We start from the raw sequence: 14800 nt of genomic DNA on the forward strand, positions 1-14800 counted from the left end.
CAGTTGCGTTTTTCTGTGTTGCGTTTTTACGCAACATCACTCATCTACCGTCGTTACGGCCAAGCTCGTGTCGGCCGAGAGGGATTTCGTTCTTAAGAGGCTTCAAGTGGCGACCTACGCCTTCGAGACCATCACCGCCGAACAGGCGCTCAACATCCAGGCCGGCGACCGGCTGACGTTCGCGGGCGGTTCCGCCAACCGCATCAGCGTGGCCTTCAGCCCCGCCAACCTGCCCGTGCCCGGCCGGATCACGGTGACCTACGGCGACCGCACGGTGGAGTTCGGCGCGGAGCTCGCCACGATCAGCCAGCGCGGCTACGCCCTCGCCGAAGACGGATCGGTGCTTCGGATCGGCGGCTCTGGGCCCGACGGCATGGGCGGCTGGACCGCGTCCGACGCTCTCTACGGCGGCGGCGGCGACGATTACATGCGCGGCTACGGCGGCGACGATCTGCTGCAGGGGGAATTCCGGCAACGACACGCTCGAGGGCGATCAGGGCGCCAACACCCTCTACGGCGGGCAGGGCCACGACGTGATCTATGTGGCCAGCTACGGCGAGACCCGTGGCGGCTGGGCGCACGGCAACCAGGGCAACGACGAGATCGTCGGCGGCGACGGCGACGACATCATCTACGGCGGCCAGGGCGACGACTTCATCGGCGGCAAGGACGGCGACGACGTCCTGCGGGGCGACCGCGGAAACGACGAGATCATCACCGGGGCCGGCGACGACTTCGCCATGGGCGGCGAAGGCGCCGACACCATCACCAACATGGACGGCTCCGACGCCCTGCTCGGCGGCGAAGGCGACGACATGCTGGTGGCCTACGGGTTCGGCCATTCGCTGCTCGACGGCGGAGCCGGGAACGACACCCTGGTGGCGGCGTCGAACGACCAGCTCCTGCTCTACGGCGGCGAGGGCCGCGACAGGTTCGAGTTCGCCGCCAAGTTCGGGCCCACCGAGGGCGCCGACCACGTGATCGCGGACTGGGACGTGAGCGACACCATCAGCTTCGCCCAGGTGAGCATCTACACCATCCTGCCGCGCGGCTATTCGGAGTTCGTGGCCGACGGCTACGCCCAGGCCCACGCCATCGCCGACGAGCACATCCAGCATACCGGCGCCCAGTACGCCGTGGCCCAGGTGGGCGACGACCTGATCGTTTTCGCCGACACCGACGGCGACGCGACCAACGGGGCCGACATCGCCGTCCTGCTGATCGGAAGGACGCTGGCGGACATCAGCCTGCAGAACTTCCTCGGCGACGACTTCTACATCGCCTGAGCCCCAGGCGTCTCTACGCCTCCGGGGCGCCGAAGCTCAGCGGAATCTCCGCTTGCTTCGGGTTTGCCCCGGGGGCGGCTTCTCGTTAAACCGCCCCCAATCCCGCATTGCACAAACCCCGGGGGCCCATTCCCATGCCGCTGCAGTCTGCCGCTCTTTCGCGCGTGAAGCCGTCCGCCACCCTGGCGGCCGACCAGAAGGCGCGGGAACTCAAGGCCGCGGGCCGCGACGTCATCGGCCTGGCCGCCGGCGAGCCCGACTTCGATACGCCCGACAACATCAAGGAAGCGGCCATCAAGGCCATCCGCGACGGCAAGACGAAGTACACCAACGTCGACGGCATCCCCGAGCTGAAGGAAGCCATCTGCGCCAAGTTCGAGCGCGAGAACGGGCTGAAGTACAAGCCCAGCCAGGTGAACGTGTCGCCGGGCGGCAAGCCGGTGATCTACAACGCCATGGTCGCCACCCTGAACCCGGGCGACGAGGTGATCGTGCCCACGCCCTACTGGGTGAGCTACTGGGACATCGTCCTGCTGGCCGGCGGCGAGCCGAAGGCGGTGATGACCTCGGCCGAGGCCGGCTTCAAGGTCCGCCCCGAGCAGCTCGAGGCGGCGATCACGCCGAAGACCCGCTGGGTCCTCCTGAACTCCCCGTCGAACCCGTCGGGCGCGGCCTACACCCGCGAGGAGCTGCGCGGCCTCGCCGACGTGCTGCTGAAGCATCCGCACGTCTGGATTCTCACCGACGACATGTACGAGCACCTGGTGTTCGACGACTTCGAGTTCTCGACGATCGCCGAGGTGGAGCCCGGCCTCTACGACCGCACCCTGACCATGAACGGGGTCTCCAAGGCCTACGCCATGACCGGCTGGCGGATCGGCTACGCGGCCGGCCCGGAAGAGCTGATCAACCTGATGCGCAAGGTGATGAGCCAGTCGACCTCGAACCCGACCTCCATCTCGCAGTGGGCGGCGGTCGAGGCGCTGAACGGCAGCCAGGCGTTCATCAAGCCGAACCAGAAGCTGTTCCAGGAGCGCCGGGACCTGGTGGTCTCCATGCTCAACCAGGCGAGCGGCCTGCACTGCCCCACCCCGGAAGGCGCCTTCTACGTCTATCCGTCGTGCGAGGCGCTGATCGGCAAGACCGCGCCGAGCGGCAAGGTCATCGGCTCGGACGCCGACTTCGCCACCGAGCTGCTGGAGACCGAAGGCGTGGCCGTGGTGCACGGCGCGGCGTTCGGCCTCTCGCCGTTCTTCCGGATCAGCTACGCGACCTCGAACACCGTGCTGGAGGACGCCTGCGGCCGCATCCAGCGGTTCTGCGCCAGCGTCCGGTAGGCCGCCCTACATCCGCGTTTTCCACGCGGCCTTGGCGGCGTCCTTGGTGCGGTTCAGCCAGACCTTGTCGTCCTCGACCCGGTCCACCCAGCTCAGCGGCACCATGTGGTGCTTCAGGCCGGAGCCGATGTCGAACTTGGCGAGCTCGATCTCGTCGCCGAGCACATGGTCGACCTTGCCGACGTGGTCGCCGTCGGAGCCGATGACTTCCATGTGCGGGTGAATCTCGGCGGGCTGGATCATGGGGCTTCCTCGTGTGGCGGTTCGCGGGGGCCAAACGAGGAAGCCAAGGCGCCGGTTGCGCTCGCCTCCGCCCGTGTCATGGTCCCGGCCATGACCCTCGACCTGATCCTGGCGATCACCCACCACCTGCTGGCGTTCGGGCTCGCCGTCCTGCTGGCCGCCGAGCTTGCCATGCTGCGGCCGGGCATGACCGCCACGGGCCTGAAGCGCCTGGGGATCGTCGACGCCCACTATGGCCTCTTCGCCGGCCTGATCATCGTCGTCGGCGTGCTGCGCGTGATCTACGGGATCAAGGGGCCGGACGCCTATGTCCCCAACCCGTGGTTCTGGGCCAAGATGGCGGCCTTCGCCGGCGTCGGCCTGCTCTCCACCCCGCCCACCATCGCCATCTTCCGCTGGCGGAGGCGGCTGAAGGTCGAGCCGGGTTTCTGCCCGTTCGAGGAGGAGGTCTCTCGGGTCCGAGCCTTCCTGTTCGCCGAGTTGGCCCTCTTCGCCCTCATCCCGGTCTTTGCCGCGGTGATGGCCCGCGCCGCAGCCTTCTGATGGTCGAGCCGATCAACCTCAACAAGACGCGCAAGGCCCGTGCGAAGGTGGACGCGCAGAAGACCGCCGCCGAGAACCGGGTCCGGTTCGGCCGCACGAAGAGCGAGAAGACGGTCTCGAAGCTGGAGGCCGAGAAGGCCAGGCGCCTTCACGACCAGACCCGGCGGGAGGACTAGCGCGCGACGACCAGGTCGCGAGCGTCCGCCGGGATCGAATCGTAGATCGTGGCCGGGGTGATGTTCAGCCGCTTGCGGGCGGCTTCCAGCGGCTCGGCCATCAGGGCCTCGTAGTCCTCAGCCAGCAGCCACTTGGCGGCCTTGCCGCGCTGGTAGCCCTGCCAGATCGCCTTGCGGTACGGATAGCCCTTGTGGCGGCCGGCCCGCGAGCTGGCCCCCAGCGCGATGAGCAGCCAGCCCAGTCCCTTGGTCTGGGCGTAGGAGAAGCCCACGAGGCAGGCCTCGCCCAGGGCGTCGCGGTGATAGCCGGTGAGGATATGCCAGATGTCGTGCACGTCGCGGGTGCGGCGGCCGAACCAGGCGTAGGGATGCGGCTCGTCGATCTGCGACAGGCCCTGGCGGCTGACCTCGGCGAGGCCCTCGGCCGAAAGCTGTTCCGAGCGGATGAAGTGGCGGTAGGCCGCGCCAACCGAGCCCTCGGGCAGGCTGTCCAGCCAGGCGTCGTCCATCAGCCGGCGCGCGAATTCCTCGCGCTGGTAGGCGATGCGCCCGCCCTGCGGGGTATTCAGCAGCCGGTGGTAGTTCTTGGCCGTCGAGGCGCCGTTCAGCGACCGCATGATCTCGAAGACCGCGGTGGTGTCTTCCTTGTCGGCCAGCAGGCGGCGCAGCGCCCGGAACGCGTGCGGCCAGTCCATCTTCGTGGAGGCGCGCGGCGGGACGTACTTGGCGTCGAGAGTATCGGCGGTCATGGCCATGGTGGGGAGCCCTTGGCGGATTTCAGCGGCCTAAAAATGACGCAGGCGTCATCTTTTTGCAAGACCCGTTGGCCGAAATACGCGAGCGCCGTAAACAAAGGCTATGCCGAGCCTGCGGAAACGCTCCGTCCTCCTGTCCGGCCACGCGACCTCCATCGCGCTGGAGCCGGAGTTCTGGGCGGTGCTGGAGGAGATGGCCCAGGCGCGCGGCGGCAGCCTCGCGGGCCTGATCGGCCGCATCGACGCCCAGCGCGGCGAGCGGGCCCTGGCCTCGGCGTGCCGGGTGGCGGCCCTGAAGCACGCCCGCGAAGCCGCCTCGCCCGAGCGCTGAGCGGCCCCTTTGCTACTGGGGCCGCGGAATCGGCGCGTCCGGCAGGCGCGGCGCCTCGGGCAGCCTGGGCGTGGGCAGCTCTGGCACGGACGGCCCCATACGCAAGTCGGCTTCGCTGGCCGCGCCGCGCATCTGAACCCAGGCGAATATGATGGCGAAGACGAGCAAGGCCGCCACGACGGCGGCCATTGCGACCGCCCAGGTCGGTTTCCGCTCGCGTCGGCTCTCGGCCATGGTCAGCCACCTCCGTCGCCTGCCCCGGTTTCGGAACGAGGCGCCCTTCGCGAAGTTCCTCCCGCCCCTTAAGCCGGCGGGTCTTTGTGCTACATATGTTCCGATGTCCCCGCCCGAATCCCAGTCCGAGTACCAGCCCCCTGCCCCGCGCGTCGGCGATCTGGCGCGCGTCGACGCGCGGCCCGGCGACTACCTCGAGGGCCTGAACCCCGAGCAGCGCGAGGCCGTGGAGGCGACCGAGGGGCCCGTGCTCGTGCTCGCCGGCGCCCGGCACCGGCAAGACCCGCGTGCTGACCACCCGCCTCGCCCACATCCTGGCCACCGGCCGGGCGCGGCCTTGGGAGCTGCTGGCCGTCACCTTCACCAACAAGGCCGCCCGCGAGATGCGGGAGCGGATCACCCACATGATCGGCGGCCAGGCCGAGGGTCTGCGCTGGCTGGGCACCTTCCACTCCGTGGCCGCCCAGATCCTGCGCCGCCATGCCGAACTGGTGGGGCTGAAGTCCAACTACACCATCCTTGACGACGACGATCAGGAGCGCCTGCTCAAGCAGATCCTCCAGGCCGAGAACATCGACGCCAAGCGCTGGCCGGCGAAGATGCTGGCCGGCCTGATCGACCACTGGAAGAACCGCGGCTGGCGCCCGGACCAACTCCCGGCGGCCGAGAACACCCAGTTCGCCAACGGCCGCGGCCAGGCGATGTACCGCCTCTATCAGGAGCGCCTGCGGGTCCTGAACGCCTGCGACTTCGGCGACCTGCTGCTGCACAACATCACCATCTTCACCAGCCAGCCGGACGTGCTCGCCGAGTATCACGACCGCTTCCGCTACCTGCTGGTCGACGAGTACCAGGACACCAACGTCGCCCAGTACCTCTGGCTGCGACTTCTGGCCCAGGCCCGCCAGAACGTCTGCTGCGTCGGCGACGACGACCAGTCGATCTATGGCTGGCGCGGCGCCGAGGTGGACAACATCCTGCGCTTCGAGCGCGACTTCCCCGGCGCCAAGGTCGTGCGCCTGGAGCGCAACTACCGCTCGACGAGCCACATCCTGGCCGCTGCCTCGGGCCTGATCGCCGCCAACAAGGGCCGGCTCGGCAAGACCCTCTGGACCGAGGCCGAGGGCGGCGAGAAGGTCATCGTCCGCGGCGTCTGGGACGGCGACGCCGAGAGCCGGCTGATCGCCGACGAGGTGGAGAAGGCCAAGCGTAGCGGCCGCAAGTACAAGGACATGGCGATCCTGGTCCGGGCGTCGTTCCAGATGCGGTCCTTCGAAGAGCGCTTCGCCCTGCTCCAGATCCCGCTGAAGATCATCGGCGGCCAGCGGTTCTTCGAGCGGGCCGAAATCCGCGACGCCCACGCCTACCTGAGGCTCATCCAGTCCGAGGCCGACGACCTGGCCTTCGAACGGATCGTCAACCAGCCGAAGCGCGGCATCGGCGACACCACCGTCCAGAAACTGCTGCAGATCGCCCGGCTGAACGGCGTGCCCGTGGTCCATGCCGCCCGCCAGGTGGTGCTGACCGACGAGCTGGCCGCGCGGACTCGAACCTCGCTGTCGAACTTCCTGCGCGACCTCGACCGGTGGCGCGCCGACGCCGAGCGGATCGCGCACCCCCGCCTCATGGAGCAGATCCTCGAGGAGAGCGGCTACACCGACATGCTGAAGCTCGACCGCGGGCCGCAGGCGCAGGGGCGGCTCGAAAACCTCAAGGAACTGGTCAACTCCATGGCGGCCCACGACACGCTGGAGGCCTACCTGGAGCACGTCTCGCTGGTGCTGGACCTTGAGCGCGACGCCGGCGACGACGCGGTGCAGATGATGACGCTGCACCAGGCCAAGGGGCTGGAGTTCCCGCTGGTCTTCCTGCCGGGCTGGGAGGAAGGCGTCTTCCCGTCCCAGCGCAGCATGGACGAGAAGGGCGAGAAAGGCCTCGAGGAGGAACGCCGGCTGGCCTACGTCGGCATCACCCGGGCCCGCGAGGAAGCGCGCATCTCCTTTGCCGCCAATCGCCAGGTCTATGGCAGGTGGACCAGCCAGCTCCCGTCGCGGTTCGTGGACGAGCTGCCCTTGGCCAACGTCGAGGCGAGTTCCGAGACCGGCTACTACGGCGGCGGACCCGGCATGCAGCAGCACGGCAGCCGCTGGGACGAGAGCCCGTCCTTCGGCGCCGGATATTCCTCCCCCGGCTGGAAGCGCGCCCAGGCCGCCAACTACCGCGGCAGCCATCCCGGCCGCCAGCAGGTGATCGAGGGCGAGGGACGCCTCGTCGCCGAGAGCTCCGCGGCCAGCGCCTACAAGCGCGGCGACCGCGTGTTCCACATCAAGTTCGGCTACGGCCAGGTCCGCGGCGTCGACGGCAACAAGCTCACCGTCGACTTCGAGAAGGCCGGCGAGAAGAAGGTGCTCGACAGCTTCGTGGAGAAGGCCTGAGGCCTAGGCCCGGCGGCCGAACCGCCGCGCCGCCAGCGCGCCCATGCCCGCCAGCAGCGCCACGCCGCCGGCGACCAGGGCCGCGATGCCCAGGGCGGGGACCCCGGCCTTCGGCGCAGGCGGCGCGCCGGGCGTGCTCGGTGCAAGCGCAGCGGACGGCGGCTTCGGCGGCTCCGACTCCGGCTCGGCCTTCACCTGTTCAGCGGCGATCTCGCCCACCGGGGCCAGGACGGCGGCGACCGGCGCCGCGGCGATGTCGCTGCGCCTGAAGCTCACCTTCGCCGCCCCCGGATCCACGTGCGCCTGGAAGCCGTGCTGGCTCCAGGTCTTTGCGTGCGGCTTCTCCGCGTCGGCCCACCAGGCCCGGCCGGACCTGGCGACCTTCGGCAGGGGAAAGCCCAGCACCTCCTCGATCTCGGCAAAGCTCGCCTGCCATTCCGGACCTTCATGGCCCGCCAGGCGTTCCGACAAGGGTTGGTATTTCTTCATGCCATGGTCTCCCGCGGGGGCTGAACGCGTGGAGGCACAGATGGCGCCAGCTTGGCGCTGAACCAACCCACGAGTTGCGCGCTGTAGCGGCCTTGGAACCAAACAGACGAAGGTTAGCGCCGTGGACTGGAGTAAGCCTCTCCTGGGGATCGGGATCGCCGCCGCCTCGGGCCTGCTGCTCGGCGGGGCGATGAAGCCGGATCTGGGCGCGGGCGACCGGCCCGAGGGCCCGCAGATCTTCGCCGGCTGGTCAGGCGCGCGCTCCACGGGCCCCTTCGACGACGGCCGCACCCTCGCCTATGTGGAAGGCCAACTCCCCGACTACGTCGTCGGCACCGACTGGAAAACCGTGGCCTGGCAGGAGGGGCCTGAGCCGGTCGAGGTCGCGCCGGCCGCCGAGGCCAGCGCCTTCGACGCCGCGGCCCATGAGCCTGTGCAATATGCCGCCGCCCGTTGGGAGGAGCCACCGCCCGAGGCGCCGAGCTATCCGTCCTTGTCCGGCGGGGTGAGGTACGACCATGCCCGCCCGGCCGAGGCCGCCCCGCCCCCGCCGCCGGCGTTCGACGAGGAGGTCATGCCCGAGGCGACCGGGGACACCACGGTCATCGTCGAGGGCTGAACCCCATAGCCATCCCGCGCTCCGCCCTTTAAGGGGCGCGGCATGAGCGACGACGCGTTCCAGATCACCGCCCGCGGGCCCCGCGCCGAGGCCGAGGCCGCCGCGGCCATGCTGGACGAGACCCCAGCCACCGAGACCCTCACCTACTCGATCCTCGAGGAGGACGAGGACCACGACATCTGGCGGATCGACGCCTTCCCGACGAGCAACGAGGAGCGCGACGCGGCCCTCGAAGTGCTGGCCGCTCGTCCCGGGCTGCGGGTGGGCTCCGAGAAGCTCGCCGATGCCGACTGGCTGGCGATGGCGCTGTCCGGTCTTCCGCCGGTCCGCGCCGGCCGCTTCTTCGTCTATGGGGCCCACGACAAGGGCCTGGCCCCGGCCAGCACCGTCAACCTGCGCATCGAGGCGGGCGCCGCCTTCGGCACCGGCCACCACGGCACCACCGTCGGCTGCCTGCAGGCGTTCAACGACCTGCTCAAGGCGCAGCGGTTCGAGCGCGTGCTGGACGTCGGCTGCGGCACGGGCGTGCTGGCCATCGCGGCGGCCCGTACCGGCAGCCGCGTCGCCATCGGCACCGATATCGACGCCCCGTCCGTCCGGATCGCCAACGAGAACGCCGCCCTCAACCAGTCGAACGCGCGCTTCATCCACGCCAGCGGCCTCGACGACCAGAAGGTCCGCGCCGAGGGCCCTTACGACCTGGTGTTCGCCAACATCCTGGCTCCCCGCTGGTGGCGCTCAGCCACGACATCAAGCTCGCCCTGAAGCCGGGCGGCCTGGCGATCCTGTCGGGCCTGCTGCGCACCCAGGAACGTCGCGTGCTGGCCGCCTATACGTCCAAGGGCTTCCGCCTCGTGCGGCGCCTGCACCGCGACGCCTGGGCGACGCTGGTCCTGAAGCGGGCCTAGCCGAAGACCTTCTTCGCCGGGAGCTCAGCCTGCCAGTGGGCCAGACGGTCCTTGAGCTGGCTCTCGATGCCGTAGGTCCCGAGCTCCTCGGTGTCGATCGCCTCGACGATCTCGTAGGCGAGAGCATCGGGCCCATGCCGCAGATGGGCGGCGAGAAGGTCGCGATGCAGCCGTCCGCCGCCGCCCATCTTCAGCGAGAACGCGATCGCGTTCCGCTGCTGGCCAAGGTTCTTCGAGATGCCGACCCAGGCCTCGCCGGTCGCCGCGCAGCGCACGGCGAAGACGCCCACCTGGGGCTTCTGCTCCTTGTAGTCGCGGATCAGCGCGCGGCGGTCGGACTTGCTCATGGCCCTCCCGTACGCGGCATCCGGTTCGCCGTCAATTATACCCGGGTGAAATAGCCTGCCTTTGCCCCGCCATGGGAAGCGACTAAATCCCTTCCCATGCGCCAGACCTTCGACGAAACCACCGACCGTTCCTTCGGCCCCCGGCATGTGCCGCTGATCCGCCAGGCCATGGCCGAGCAGGGCCTCGACGGCTTCCTCGTGCCGCACGAGGACGAGCACCAGAACGAATACCTGCCCGCCGCCAACGACCGGCTGGCCTGGGCCACCGGATTCACCGGGTCGGCCGGCGCGGCGGTGATCCTGAAGGACAAGGCCGCCGTCTTCGTGGATGGCCGCTACACCCTGCAGGTCCGCGACCAGGTCGACCAGGGCGTCTTCGAGATCCGCGACCTCGTGGAAGGCGGCGTGCCGGCCTATCTCGAGACCGCCGCCGGCTCGGGCCAGAAGATCGGCTACGACCCGCGCCTGCACAGCCCGGACGCCCTGGAGCGCCTGAAGGCCGCCGCCTCCAAGGCCGGCGCGGAGCTCCGTCCCGTGACGCCCAATCCGCTGGACAAGGCCTGGGGCGAGGCCCGGCCGCCGCAGCCGACGGCCCCGGTCGTCCCTCATCCGCAGGAATACGCCGGCGAGGATTCCGCCTCGAAGCGCGCCCGCATCGGCGGGTCGCTCCCCGGCGGAGCCGACGCCGCGGTCCTCACGGCGCCCGCCTCCATCGCCTGGCTGTTCAACATCCGCGGCGGCGACGTCATCCGCTCGCCCCTGCCGCTCGGCCAGGCGATCCTGAACCGCGACGGGTCGGCCCGGCTGTTCCTTGATCCGCAGAAGGTCACGCCGGAACTGCCGGCCTGGCTCGGCAATCAGGTGCGCCTGGAGACGCCCGAGGACCTGCCCCAGGCCATCGCCGAGCTGCGTGGACGGAAGGTGGTGGTCGATCCGGGCCAGTCCTCGGCCTGGTACTTCGAGGCCCTGGCCGGCGCCGGAGCCGAGGCGGTCCGCGCCGACGACCCTTGCGCGCTCCCCGCGCGGCCAAGAACGAGGTGGAGATCCAGGGCGCGCGCAACGCTCACGCCCGCGACGGGGCGGCGGTCACCCGCTTCCTGCACTGGCTGGCCACCGAGGGGCAGATCAACCCGCCCGACGAGATCACCGCCGTGAAGACCCTGGAGGGCTTCCGGGAGGCCACCGGGGCGCTGAAGGACCTCTCCTTCGACACCATCGCCGGGGCCGCCTCCAACGGCGCCATCGTCCACTACCGCCCAACCGAGCGGCTCAACAAGCGCGCCGAGCCGGGCTCCCTGCTCCTGGTGGATTCCGGCGCCCAGTACCTCGACGGCACCACGGACATCACGCGCACGGTGGCCATTGGCGAACCCACGCAGGAGATGCGCGAACGCTTCACCCTGGTCCTGAAGGGCAACTTGGCGCTGGCGGCCATCCGCTTCCCCGCCGGCACCACCGGCTCGGCTCTGGATGCGCTCGCCCGCGCGCCGCTCTGGGCCTACGGCCTCGACTACGACCACGGGACCGGCCATGGCGTCGGCAGCTACCTGGGCGTCCACGAGGGGCCTCAGCGGATCTCCAAGGCGCCGAACAACGTCGCGCTGCGCCCCCGGCATGATCCTCTCCAACGAGCCCGGCTACTACAAGGAAGGCGCCTACGGCATCCGGATCGAGAACCTGCAGGTGGTCACCGCCCCCACCGACATCCCGGGCGGCGAGCGGCCGATGATGGGCTTCGAGACCCTGACGCTGGCGCCGATCGACCGGCGGCTGATCGAGCCCAAGCTGCTCACCGACGCCGAGCGCGCCCAGCTCAACGCCTATCACGCCCGCGTTCTGGCCGTAGTCGGGCCGCAGGTGGAGCCCACGGTGCGGACCTGGCTCGAACAGGCCACGGCGCCGGTCTGAGGCCATGAGCGAGGCTCCCAACGCGGGTCAGATCGCGCTCTGGAACGAGGCCTCGGGCCCGACCTGGGTCGCCATGCAGGCGCCGCTCGACCGCCAGCTCCGCCCTCTCGGCCATGCGGTCATGGCGGCGCTGGCGCCCAGCGCCGGCGAACGGCTGCTAGATATCGGCTGCGGCGCCGGCGAGACGACGATCGAACTGGCGGAGCGCGTCCAGCCGGGCGGCGCGGTGGTCGGCCTCGACATCTCGCGCCCGCTGCTGGAGGCCGCCCGCGCGCGAGCTGCGCCCAGCGGCGTCGAGTTCATCGAGGCCGACGCGCAGACGCATGCCTTTCCGCCCGGCAGCTTCGACGGCGTCTTCTCGCGCTTCGGGGTGATGTTCTTCGCGGATCCCGTCGCCGCCTTCACCAACATCCGCCGGGCGCTGAAGTCCGGCGGACGCCTGGCCTTTGTCTGCTGGCGCGCGGCGGCCGAGAACCCGGTCATGACCACGCCCATGGCGGCGGCGGCCCACCTGCTTCCGCCCCTCCCCCGCAAGCCGATCCCCAGGCGCCGGGGCCCTTCGCCTTCGCGGACCCCGAGCGGGTGCGGAGCATCCTCGACGCCGCGGGCTTCGCCGATGTCGCGATCACGCCGCACGACGAGAAGATCGGCGGCAACGACCTGCCCACCGCCACGGAAGTGGGCCTGCGCGTCGGCCCGCTGGGCGCCCTGCTGCGCGAGAACCCGGAGCGGCGCCCCGCGGTCGTCGACGCCGTGAGGGACGCCCTGGCCAGCCATGACGGCCCGGACGGCGTGAAGCTCGACAGCGCCACCTGGATCGTGACGGCGCGGGCGCCCTAGCCCCCGACCATCGCCAGCCACTCGTCTTCGGTCATCACCTGGATGCCGAGGTCGGTGGCGGTCTTGAGCTTGGAGCCGGCCCCGGGACCAGCCACGACCAGGTCCGTCTTCTTCGAGACCGAGCCCGAGACCTTGGCTCCCAGCCGCTCGGCCTGGGCCTTGGCCTCGTCGCGGGTCATGCGTTCCAGGGCGCCAGTGAAGACCACGGTCTTGCCGGCCACCGCCGTGTCGGTCTTCGGGCGTTCGGCGGGGATGACGGTCAGTTCGGAGAGCAGGTCGTCCACCAGGGGCGCGGTTGTGATCCTCGCCGAAGAACTCGGCGATCATCCGCGCCGCCACCACGCCGACGGCGTCCACCGAAGCGACCTCCAGGAAGGCGTCGCCCGGCGTCTCGGCCGCTGCCTGGCGTGCGGCGGCCTCGAAGCTTGCCCAGTCGCCGAAGCGGGCCTCCAGAGCCGCCCGCGCCCGGGCGTTCAGCTTCGGGATCACGAGCCGGAGATGGCCGTCGAACGAGATGTCCGGAGGGACGAGGACGCCCTGGCCGCCGCGCGCGAACTCCAGGACCGCGGCGACCGCCGTAGGCCCGAGGCCGTCGAGATCGGAGAGCTCGGCGTACATCGGACCGGCCGTCTGACCGGCAGCCGCCTTCGAGGTCTCCACGAACCGCTCCACCGTCTCGAAGTGCCGGGCCAGCGCCAGCGAGGTGGTCTCGCCGATGTGACGGATGCCCAGGCCGTAGATGAACCGGTCGAGATCGATGCGCCGCCGGTCCTCGATGCTGGCCAGCAGGTTGCCGACGCTGGTTTCCCCGAACCGCTCCAGCGTCAGCATCTCGTCGCGATGGTCCCTCAGCCGGAAGATGTCGGCGGGCGAATTGAGCCAGCCCTTTTCGGTGAAGAGGGTGAGCTGCTTCTCGCCCAGGCCCTCGATGTCGAACGCCCGGCGGCTGACGAAATGGCGCAGGTGGGCCAGCTTCTGGAACGGACAGGCGAACTCGCCCGAGCACCGGCGCACGACGGTTTCGGCTCCGGACGCCGTCGTCTCGCGCACCAGTTCGGTGTGAAGCGGGCAGGGGCAATGGGTCGGGAAGGCGAACGGCTCCGAGTTCGCGGGCCGCTCCTCGGGCACTATAGCGACGATCTGCGGGATCACGTCACCCGCCCGTTGCAGGATCACCGTGTCGCCCACCCGGATGTCCTTGCGGGCGATCTCGTCGGCGTTGTGCAGGGTGGCGTTGACCACCACCACGCCGCCGACCGTTACCGGATGCAGCCGCGCCACCGGCGTGATCGCCCCGGTGCGGCCCACCTGGATGTCGATGGCTTCGAGGATTGTGCGGGCCTGCTGGGCCGGAAACTTCCGGGCGATGCCCCAGCGGGGCGCACGGGAGACGAAGCCCAGCCGCTGCTGCCAGTCCAGGCGGTCGACCTTATAGACCACGCCGTCGATGTCGTAGCCGAGGTGGGGCCGCACCTGCTCCATCTTCGCATAGGCCTCGAGCAGACCCTTGGCGTTCTCAACCCGGCAGCTCTCCGGCGTGGTCTGGAAGCCCCAGGCCTTCAGCTTGTGCAGCGCCTCCCACTGGGTCTTGGCGAACGGCTGGGGAGTGGGCGCCCCAGGCATAGGCGAAGAACTTCAGCGGCCGCTGGGCCGTGATGGTCGGATCGATCTGGCGGAGCGAACCCGCCGCGGCGTTGCGCGGGTTGGCATAGGTCTTCTGCCCGGCCTCGGCGGCGGCGGCGTTCAGGGCCGCGAACTCCTCGTGGCCCAGGTAGATCTCGCCGCGGACCTCGATCTCGTCGGGCCAGCCCGCCCCCGCCAGTCTGTGGGAATCTCGCCGATGGTGCGCACGTTGGCGGTGACGTCCTCGCCCACCCGTCCGTCGCCGCGGGTGGCCGCGCGGACGAGGTCGCCGTTCCGGTAGAGGATCGAACAGGACAGGCCGTCGATCTTGGGTTCCGCCGTGTAGCCCACCGTCTCGTCGGCGGGCAGGCGCAGGAACCGGCGGATGCGGGCGTCGAACTCGATCGCCTCCTCATCGGCGAAGGCATTGTCGAGGCTGAGCATCGGCACGCCGTGCTCGACGGCCTTGAACTTCTCCGACCGCGCCGCGCCAACCTTCAGCGACGGCGAATTCTCCCGGACCAGATGGGGGGAAGCGGGCCTCGATCTCGTCGTTCCGCCGCTTCAGCGCGTCGTACTCGGCGTCCGGGATGACCGGCGCGTCCTCCTGGTGGTAGGCGATGTCGTGCCGGGCGATCTCGTCGGCGAGGAAGGTCAGCGCCTCGACGGCTTCGGCTTCGGTGAGCTGGTCGACGGGCTTGCGGGAATCCATGGCGCGGACCCTAG

Annotated in this window: 15 protein-coding genes and 5 pseudogenes; 13 read left to right on the plus strand and 7 right to left on the minus strand. The window is 70.0% G+C overall.

Annotated elements, in window-relative coordinates:
• Positions 1-40 precede the first annotated feature (40 nt).
• The gene (locus LRS04_RS24280; protein ID WP_257818638.1) at positions 41-475 is read right to left on the minus strand and encodes a hypothetical protein; all 435 of its coding nucleotides are present in this window, start codon (positions 473-475) and stop codon (positions 41-43) included.
• On the opposite strand from LRS04_RS24280, the pseudogene LRS04_RS28535 reads away from it, so the two are divergent.
• The 3 genes and pseudogenes from LRS04_RS28535 to LRS04_RS24290 form a co-directional block, all read left to right on the plus strand.
• Positions 450-506 (plus strand): annotated as a pseudogene (locus LRS04_RS28535) (hypothetical protein); the annotation flags it as partial. The gene LRS04_RS24280 and the pseudogene LRS04_RS28535 overlap by 26 nt on opposite strands.
• A 27-nt stretch (positions 507-533) precedes the next feature.
• Positions 534-1286 (plus strand): calcium-binding protein, encoded by a 753-nt coding sequence (locus tag LRS04_RS24285; RefSeq protein ID WP_257818639.1) that lies wholly within the window; start codon positions 534-536, stop codon positions 1284-1286.
• A gap of 134 nt (positions 1287-1420) precedes the next feature.
• Complete coding sequence (locus tag LRS04_RS24290; protein ID WP_257818641.1) at positions 1421-2623, plus strand: pyridoxal phosphate-dependent aminotransferase; 1203 nt, start codon at positions 1421-1423, stop codon at positions 2621-2623.
• A 6-nt stretch (positions 2624-2629) separates the two neighbouring features.
• On the opposite strand, the gene LRS04_RS24295 is transcribed toward LRS04_RS24290, so the two are convergent.
• On the minus strand, positions 2630-2866 hold the full coding sequence (locus LRS04_RS24295; protein WP_257818642.1) for a DUF2171 domain-containing protein: 237 nt from the start codon (positions 2864-2866) through the stop codon (positions 2630-2632).
• A gap of 90 nt (positions 2867-2956) precedes the next feature.
• Between LRS04_RS24295 and LRS04_RS24300 the strand changes: the two genes are divergently transcribed.
• Both LRS04_RS24300 and LRS04_RS24305 read left to right on the plus strand, forming a co-directional pair.
• On the plus strand, positions 2957-3409 hold the full coding sequence (locus LRS04_RS24300) for a DUF2214 family protein (RefSeq protein ID WP_257818643.1): 453 nt from the start codon (positions 2957-2959) through the stop codon (positions 3407-3409).
• Positions 3409-3585, plus strand: a complete 177-nt coding sequence (locus tag LRS04_RS24305; protein WP_257818646.1) for a DUF4169 family protein — start codon at positions 3409-3411, stop codon at positions 3583-3585. Before LRS04_RS24300 ends, LRS04_RS24305 begins: the two co-directional genes overlap by 1 nt.
• On the opposite strand, the gene LRS04_RS24310 is transcribed toward LRS04_RS24305, so the two are convergent.
• Positions 3582-4340 (minus strand): ubiquinone biosynthesis protein COQ4, encoded by a 759-nt coding sequence (locus LRS04_RS24310; protein WP_257818647.1) that lies wholly within the window; start codon positions 4338-4340, stop codon positions 3582-3584. The two genes, LRS04_RS24305 and LRS04_RS24310, sit on opposite strands and share 4 nt — an antisense overlap.
• 103 nt (positions 4341-4443) lie before the next feature.
• On the opposite strand from LRS04_RS24310, the gene LRS04_RS24315 reads away from it, so the two are divergent.
• Entirely contained in the window at positions 4444-4671 is a 228-nt protein-coding gene (locus LRS04_RS24315) for a ribbon-helix-helix domain-containing protein (RefSeq protein ID WP_257818649.1), read from the plus strand.
• A 12-nt stretch (positions 4672-4683) separates the two neighbouring features.
• Here LRS04_RS24315 and LRS04_RS24320 read toward each other — a convergent pair whose 3' ends face one another.
• Complete coding sequence (locus LRS04_RS24320) at positions 4684-4905, minus strand: hypothetical protein (protein ID WP_257818651.1); 222 nt, start codon at positions 4903-4905, stop codon at positions 4684-4686.
• Between the two features lie 103 nt (positions 4906-5008).
• Between LRS04_RS24320 and LRS04_RS24325 the strand changes: the two are divergent.
• Positions 5009-7340 (plus strand): annotated as a pseudogene (locus LRS04_RS24325) (UvrD-helicase domain-containing protein).
• A 3-nt stretch (positions 7341-7343) separates the two neighbouring features.
• On the opposite strand, the gene LRS04_RS24330 reads toward LRS04_RS24325, so the two are convergent.
• Complete coding sequence (locus LRS04_RS24330; RefSeq protein ID WP_257818653.1) at positions 7344-7829, minus strand: hypothetical protein; 486 nt, start codon at positions 7827-7829, stop codon at positions 7344-7346.
• Positions 7830-7950: 121 nt separating this feature from the next.
• Between LRS04_RS24330 and LRS04_RS24335 the strand changes: the two genes are divergently transcribed.
• Together LRS04_RS24335 and LRS04_RS24340 are read left to right on the plus strand one after the other, a co-directional pair.
• Positions 7951-8448, plus strand: coding sequence for a hypothetical protein (locus tag LRS04_RS24335; RefSeq protein WP_257818654.1), 498 nt, complete (start codon positions 7951-7953; stop codon positions 8446-8448).
• Positions 8449-8490: 42 nt separating this feature from the next.
• Positions 8491-9356 (plus strand): annotated as a pseudogene (locus LRS04_RS24340) (50S ribosomal protein L11 methyltransferase).
• On the opposite strand, the gene LRS04_RS24345 reads toward LRS04_RS24340, so the two are convergent.
• Entirely contained in the window at positions 9353-9703 is a 351-nt protein-coding gene (locus tag LRS04_RS24345) for a GIY-YIG nuclease family protein (protein ID WP_257818657.1), read from the minus strand. The pseudogene LRS04_RS24340 and the gene LRS04_RS24345 overlap by 4 nt on opposite strands.
• Before the next feature lie 96 nt (positions 9704-9799).
• Between LRS04_RS24345 and LRS04_RS24350 the strand changes: the two genes are divergently transcribed.
• From LRS04_RS24350 to LRS04_RS24365, 4 genes and pseudogenes are all read left to right on the plus strand, one after another.
• Positions 9800-10858 carry an aminopeptidase P family N-terminal domain-containing protein gene (locus LRS04_RS24350; RefSeq protein ID WP_257818659.1) on the plus strand — a complete coding sequence of 353 codons (1059 nt, stop codon included), beginning with the start codon at positions 9800-9802 and terminating at the stop codon, positions 10856-10858.
• Positions 10741-11226: pseudogene (locus LRS04_RS24355) on the plus strand (M24 family metallopeptidase); the annotation flags it as partial. The gene LRS04_RS24350 and the pseudogene LRS04_RS24355, both read left to right, overlap by 118 nt.
• A 7-nt stretch (positions 11227-11233) precedes the next feature.
• On the plus strand, positions 11234-11611 hold the full coding sequence (locus LRS04_RS24360) for a M24 family metallopeptidase C-terminal domain-containing protein (protein WP_257818661.1): 378 nt from the start codon (positions 11234-11236) through the stop codon (positions 11609-11611).
• 121 nt (positions 11612-11732) lie between these two features.
• The gene (locus LRS04_RS24365) at positions 11733-12368 is read left to right on the plus strand and encodes a class I SAM-dependent methyltransferase (protein ID WP_257819244.1); all 636 of its coding nucleotides are present in this window, start codon (positions 11733-11735) and stop codon (positions 12366-12368) included.
• A gap of 79 nt (positions 12369-12447) precedes the next feature.
• Here the strand turns inward: LRS04_RS24365 and ligA are convergent.
• Positions 12448-14786, minus strand: a pseudogene (gene ligA, locus LRS04_RS24370) (NAD-dependent DNA ligase LigA).
• Between the last annotated feature and the right edge of the window lie 14 nt (positions 14787-14800).

Origin of the sequence: Phenylobacterium sp. J367 (genome assembly GCF_024699985.1) — a bacterium.
Taxonomy (GTDB): Bacteria; Pseudomonadota; Alphaproteobacteria; order Caulobacterales; family Caulobacteraceae; genus Phenylobacterium.

Coding starts and splice junctions, on each gene's coding strand:
- LRS04_RS24290 (WP_257818641.1), top strand. CDS start 1,421: ATGCCGCTGCAGTCTGCCGCTCTTTCGCGCGTGAAGCCGTCCGCCACC.
- LRS04_RS24295 (WP_257818642.1), bottom strand. CDS start 2,866: ATGATCCAGCCCGCCGAGATTCACCCGCACATGGAAGTCATCGGCTCC.
- LRS04_RS24300 (WP_257818643.1), top strand. CDS start 2,957: ATGACCCTCGACCTGATCCTGGCGATCACCCACCACCTGCTGGCGTTC.
- LRS04_RS24305 (WP_257818646.1), top strand. CDS start 3,409: ATGGTCGAGCCGATCAACCTCAACAAGACGCGCAAGGCCCGTGCGAAG.
- LRS04_RS24310 (WP_257818647.1), bottom strand. CDS start 4,340: ATGGCCATGACCGCCGATACTCTCGACGCCAAGTACGTCCCGCCGCGC.
- LRS04_RS24315 (WP_257818649.1), top strand. CDS start 4,444: ATGCCGAGCCTGCGGAAACGCTCCGTCCTCCTGTCCGGCCACGCGACC.
- LRS04_RS24320 (WP_257818651.1), bottom strand. CDS start 4,905: ATGGCCGAGAGCCGACGCGAGCGGAAACCGACCTGGGCGGTCGCAATG.
- LRS04_RS24330 (WP_257818653.1), bottom strand. CDS start 7,829: ATGAAGAAATACCAACCCTTGTCGGAACGCCTGGCGGGCCATGAAGGT.
- LRS04_RS24345 (WP_257818657.1), bottom strand. CDS start 9,703: ATGAGCAAGTCCGACCGCCGCGCGCTGATCCGCGACTACAAGGAGCAG.
- LRS04_RS24350 (WP_257818659.1), top strand. CDS start 9,800: ATGCGCCAGACCTTCGACGAAACCACCGACCGTTCCTTCGGCCCCCGG.
- LRS04_RS24360 (WP_257818661.1), top strand. CDS start 11,234: ATGGCGTCGGCAGCTACCTGGGCGTCCACGAGGGGCCTCAGCGGATCT.
- LRS04_RS24365 (WP_257819244.1), top strand. CDS start 11,733: ATGGCGGCGCTGGCGCCCAGCGCCGGCGAACGGCTGCTAGATATCGGC.